This is a genomic window from Mesotoga sp. UBA5847, from assembly GCF_002432735.1.
Classification (GTDB): domain Bacteria; phylum Thermotogota; class Thermotogae; order Petrotogales; family Kosmotogaceae; genus Mesotoga.
Window position 1 is genome coordinate 1 of record NZ_DJGL01000064.1, and the last position, 5,239, is coordinate 5,239.

The window sequence follows — 5,239 nt, forward strand, 5'->3', positions numbered from 1 at the left end:
TCTTCGCCAGCCTTGCGTCCCGGCACGATCCATTGCCGGCATTGCGTCCGCCATGCTTTTCGGCGCCCTGCGTCTTGTTACACTCTTTCCAACCACCAACCTCGGTTTTCTTCACAAATCTCTCAGGAAAAGCCTGTTCGCTCTCTTCATTAGGACAGGCCACGTAACTACGATACCAATCAAGGCGATCGCCGTCAATACTAGTGTCATGACGACTCCAGATATTGTGTCTTTCAAAAGGAATGCCAGATATCCAAAACCCCCAACGTATCCAAAGACGACGGGAATCGAAAGCGCAACATTTACGTTTTGCTTCATAGCTCTTTGCGGATTCTCCCACCCGAGGATTGGCTTCACTGAGTCAATTATCATCTGAAGGATGTTCAGGAAGGTAAGCGTTATAGCTCCCACAACGAAGACAACTGTTGCTTCAACAAATGAGAGCCCCAGTATTATGCTCAGAGCTATTGCACCCGAGACCGGTCCTATGAAGCTCATGGTCTGAACATGAACGAACTTGACCCTAACAATCTCCGATGTCTTGACAGGTAAGGCTTTAAGCTCATGGATTAGTTTTCCTTCTCTACTGAATATGGAGGAGGCGAGCCCGTTTATTCCTCCGGAGACTGCGGCTATCAATGCGCCGACCGGGACGAATAGCTCTCTGTACTGCTGAAATTGCTGGATCATCTGCCCGATCTCATCAGTTTGACCGGCCACGGCAGCGATTACAAGCAATATCGGAAGGATCACCACATTTCCGAATCCGTTGAAAGCGAAGGCAGGGACTTTGAGGAAGTACCACCATTCACGTCTATGAAGTGCCGCGAACTTGCTGTTCTGAACTCCCATCATGCCTGTAATTTCGCCTTCCTTAAGTGCGGTGCGCTTTGCAAAGTTTTCTTGCAGACTCGAGTAAACCGAGTAGTAGAACTTGTCGCCGAAGAAGAGAAAGACTCCCAGAGCAACCACGTGAAGACCAATAAACGCAAGAAGCCACAACAATCCCTCAAAGAAGGGTCTGCTCAGGGCCTTTGTAACCAGTATCGTCGGAGGATATGCTCCGGCTGTTTTGTTCAGAATCGCATCCTCGCTCGAGAAGATCCTGGCAAATTCCTCGGCGCTCATATTCGGATCTACGCGGCTGGTGATGGAGATGAAGGTCAGCACTCCCACCAAAATAAGTGCACTCAAGAGATAAACCATATTATCTCTATGCCTTTTGAATCGAAATAGCCTTGAGAGAGGAAGGACGATTATTGCGGAAAGCATTATCGGCAACACCTGACTTAAAAGAAACACAATCACCATGAAGATCCAGTATCCGATTCCTGCCGAGGATCGCACGCCATACAGGATATATGCTGGAAGGATTATAGCAAGCGAGATCAACATAAGGTCCATCAAGACTACGAGGAACTTCGACATAAGTACTTCTGTCGATTTCAGGGGCAAAGGTATCAAAACGCGCATATCGTCGCCAAAGAAAAAGGTGCTTATCATGAGGAAGATCCCAAAGATGAATCCAAAGAGATTTGCAATCAGAAAAGGTCCTGCCAGAAAGAGCGATCTCAGTCCGGATGCTTCATACTGATCGTACATCGTGTTGAGCAAACCTCCGTAAAGCGGTCCGAGAGTCAAGCCCAGTAGGAGTATGACACCGATTATCAGGGCCGGTTCCCATAGCCTTTCCTTTCTCTTGAAGTGGTATAGGGACCTGGGTATGTTGTAGTGAGAATTAATCAGCGTCGAGGTAAGAGAAATCACCATTTTCAGTCTCACTACCTGTCACCTCCAGGAAGAGTTCTTCCAGACTTCCCCTGCCGCTAAGCTTCCTCAGTTGATCAACGGTGCCAACGAATTCTAGCTTGCCCTTATTGATTATTCCTATCCTGTCACATATTTTCTCAGCTACTTCCATTACGTGAGTAGAGAAAAAGACCGTGTTTCCAGCCTTTACATGATTTCTCATCATCTGCTTGAGAATGAAGGCCGATTCTGGATCTAGACCGACTATTGGTTCATCAAGGATCCAGAGATCCGGATTATGTATTAGGGCTGCAACGAGAGAGAGCTTCTGCCTCATTCCGTGAGAATAAGTGGAAACAGGGTCTTTCACGGCATCGGAGAGCTTGAAGTTTTGAAGCAGCTTCGAAGCCCTTTCTGCTCGCGTCTTCGGAGGAACCAAGAACACGTCGGAAATCAAGTTAAGATATTGAACTCCCGTGATTTTCTCCATAACCAGCGGTTCGTCAGCAACGTAACCCATCTTCATCTTCGCTTCCACAGGTGAAGTTAGTACATCGATATCGTCGATGTGTATGCTTCCGGATGTCGGCTGAAGCAGACCGACTATCATCTTGATAGTAGTGGTCTTGCCGGCCCCGTTCGGTCCGAGAAAGCCAAATATCTCGCCTTCTTTGACAGTAAGGCTCACATCATCTACTGCCTTCACACTTCCACTATAAATCTTCGTAAGGTTTCTAATCTCGATCACGATCCTAACCTCCTGCGCTCAACGAGAATTTCTGTTTTCACTCCTGACCAGAATCTGAAAAAACTCCTCCAGGTCAGGAATCGAAATGGTTGCTTCATCTGTCTTATAAAACCTCTCAGTTGCCTCTGAGTTTTCGACTATTATCGAAAGTCTGTTAAGTTCCTTTGCTGCTGCCAGACAATCCGTACAACTGGCGAGTTCCTTTTTGTCAAAGGGCATCTTTACGATTCTGTACTTTTCTTTGATTCCGTCGAGGTCACCGGAATACTTAACCTTCCCGTTTATCATAATAAAGAATTCGTCTGCGATTTTTTCGACTTCAGGGATTATATGGGACGTGTACAGTACAGTCTTTCCGGCAATCACCTTTTCTCTTATAAATTCGAGAGTGTCGTCTCGCATGATTGGGTCGAGACCCCATGTCGGTTCATCCAATATGTAGAAATCTGCGTCAGCTGAAAGAGCTAATGAGATGTACATCGCTGACTTCATACCGTTTGAGAAGGTTCTAATCTTCTTTGTGCAGGGAAGTTTGTAGTGTGCGATATACTTGCGCGCCTGGTTCTCATCGAATCTGCTCGAAATTCTGCGAATCAATTTGAGGGTTTCTTCTATGTTCAGATTCTCGTAGAGATTCTTCTCCTCAGGAACGAACGAGATCATTTCTCTGACCTCATCAACGGGTCTTCCAAGAACAAGTATCGATCCAGAGTAATTGATCAATCCTAATATAGATTTCAGAACTGTCGTTTTGCCGGCTCCATTTGGACCAAGCAGTGCGTAGATTCGTTGTTTTTCCAGCTTGACATCGATCCCGCAAACGGCCTCAACATTGCCCTTATAAGTCTTTTCAAGGTTCTGTATGTCCAGGGTTAATTCATTTCTTTCCATATCTTCTCAATCACCTCCAGGAGCCTTTCCAGAGAAATTCCCGATTTCTTCAAACGAAGGATGGGCTCCCTAAGCTCAGTAGATAGGCTTTCAAAGACAGAGTTTCTAACCTGATCTCTATCACTGACTACTATATACCCTAGTCCCGGTCTTGCCATAATCAAGCCTTCCATCTCGAGTTCTCTGTAGGCTCTGGCAACAGTGTTAGGATTAACCCTGATTTGAGAAGCCATTTCACGAATTGAGGGAAGAGGATCTCCCTCCTTAAGTTTCTCCTTGAGGATCTCTTCCCTCACCCCCCTCTTGATTTGATCGTAGATCGGCAATGGGGATCTTATATCGATGTCAAACCACACATTATCACCTTCTGTACGGCTTTTCCGAGTTTCGTTGCTTGCAACAGCACAAACACTACTAGGTCAGTTCGCCTTCGCACACTCTATTAAATGTCATGCTTGAGCCAGATCCGTCCTTGGCCCTTCGTCCCAGATCATGAACCCGTCCTTCGAAAGAGCAGTTGCAAGTTGCTTATTCCAAGTTGCAAGCCCTAAAGTAAAGGAACGTCAAATGTCGTTATGCCGAAACTAGAGTCGCCCTCTGAGAAAAGCGGTTCTTCGTTCCGACGCTACGCGTCCAGGTTCTTGGTTCTTCGTCTAGGATTCCGTCATTCTGAGATGATCCTGCTCAGAATCCCGATCTTCACGTGAACACAACGGCTCTTTTGCCCGCGAAGCGGAACTGGCCTAGCCGAAGGCGAGACTGGCCAGGCGAAGCCTGACTGGCTACCGAAGGTGACTGACTTTTCTCTCGTCTCGTGAGCGAAGCGAACATCTCGACAATGCTCTTTCGCGCTTGATGTTATCCAAGGACGGGTCCATGATCCGGGACGGGCAACGAAGGACGGTTCTTAAGATCAAGATGCTGAAACAAGTTCAGCATGACGCATTGTCAACAAACAGGGGTTTCTAGCTTCCACCGAGAACACCGGTGAGATTGATCGAAACAATGATCCTTTCTATAGGTTCAATGAGTCATCTGTTTTGAAGATCCACTTAACTTCTTCTCTCAATCTTTTAATGAAGTGAGACGGTTCTTTGTTTAATCTATTCCACTCGTCTAAAGTGTAGATCAGAAGATCAACTGGAACCGGTAACATCGACAAATCCCATTCCGTTCCCCGTTTTCCGAAAGGAGCTTTGGAGTCTTTCACTATAACAATCCCATCAAGGTCGCTTCCCACCCCATTATCGCCCCGAGCGTAGGAACCAAAGTAACCGATGCTGAGAACGTTGGAATCCCTCTTCAACTCTTCTGACCACTTAAAAAGTGAATCAACCACGGTCACTTTACTTGGCCATTTCATTATTGACGAATTCAACAATCTCACCGGCATATTCAATAGCCTCCTCGCTTTGCTTCCTTCCGAAATACTCAAAAGGCGAGCCTTCAGGATGACCATTTGGATATCTCGCAGGTATGTAAGAATTGTCAAGAATTCTCGCCTTATCCAATAAATCGTCGGGTAGCTCAATTCCTTCAGGAAGTTCCTGAATCAGCTTGCTTACCATGTGTCCCCACGCTTCCTGACCAAAAAAAAGATGGAGAGCCTTTATTGCCTTTTCAGCCGCTTGCTGTGCCGCAAAGCATGCCCACTCGTGCTTGCCATTAGCAGCAGACTCTCGAGCATGTTCAAGATCTCTTTCTGCTTGACGTAACCAATCCAGGGATCTATCAGGCATGGACATCCCTCCCAATCGTGATTATAGCACCTGCAACCAGTAAGAGGATATAACCTTCAGTAGCAAGTCGCACTTTGCTCTGCTAGTTCCGCTTCGTAGGGAAAGACCCGAT

General features: G+C 46.6%; 6 protein-coding genes. All 6 read right to left on the reverse strand.

What is annotated here, in order from left to right; all coding sequences use genetic code 11:
• Positions 1-111 precede the first annotated feature (111 nt).
• The 6 genes from B3K91_RS06445 to B3K91_RS06470 all read right to left on the reverse strand — a co-directional run bounded on the left by B3K91_RS06445 (position 112) and on the right by B3K91_RS06470 (position 5,127).
• Entirely contained in the window at positions 112-1,782 is a 1,671-nt protein-coding gene (locus B3K91_RS06445; RefSeq protein ID WP_214059830.1) for a putative ABC transporter permease subunit, read from the reverse strand.
• Positions 1,739-2,497, reverse strand: a complete 759-nt coding sequence (locus B3K91_RS06450; protein WP_292592856.1) for an ABC transporter ATP-binding protein — start codon at positions 2,495-2,497, stop codon at positions 1,739-1,741. The genes B3K91_RS06445 and B3K91_RS06450 overlap by 44 nt, the downstream gene beginning before the upstream one ends.
• A gap of 18 nt (positions 2,498-2,515) precedes the next feature.
• On the reverse strand, positions 2,516-3,388 hold the full coding sequence (locus tag B3K91_RS06455) for an ABC transporter ATP-binding protein (protein WP_214079247.1): 873 nt from the start codon (positions 3,386-3,388) through the stop codon (positions 2,516-2,518).
• The gene (locus B3K91_RS06460; RefSeq protein WP_292592859.1) at positions 3,370-3,744 is read right to left on the reverse strand and encodes a GntR family transcriptional regulator; all 375 of its coding nucleotides are present in this window, start codon (positions 3,742-3,744) and stop codon (positions 3,370-3,372) included. Before B3K91_RS06460 ends, B3K91_RS06455 begins: the two co-directional genes overlap by 19 nt.
• A gap of 659 nt (positions 3,745-4,403) precedes the next feature.
• Positions 4,404-4,781 (reverse strand): nucleotidyltransferase domain-containing protein, encoded by a 378-nt coding sequence (locus B3K91_RS06465; protein WP_214079252.1) that lies wholly within the window; start codon positions 4,779-4,781, stop codon positions 4,404-4,406.
• The gene (locus B3K91_RS06470; RefSeq protein WP_214060427.1) at positions 4,735-5,127 is read right to left on the reverse strand and encodes a HEPN domain-containing protein; all 393 of its coding nucleotides are present in this window, start codon (positions 5,125-5,127) and stop codon (positions 4,735-4,737) included. Before B3K91_RS06470 ends, B3K91_RS06465 begins: the two co-directional genes overlap by 47 nt.
• Positions 5,128-5,239: the final 112 nt, after the last annotated feature.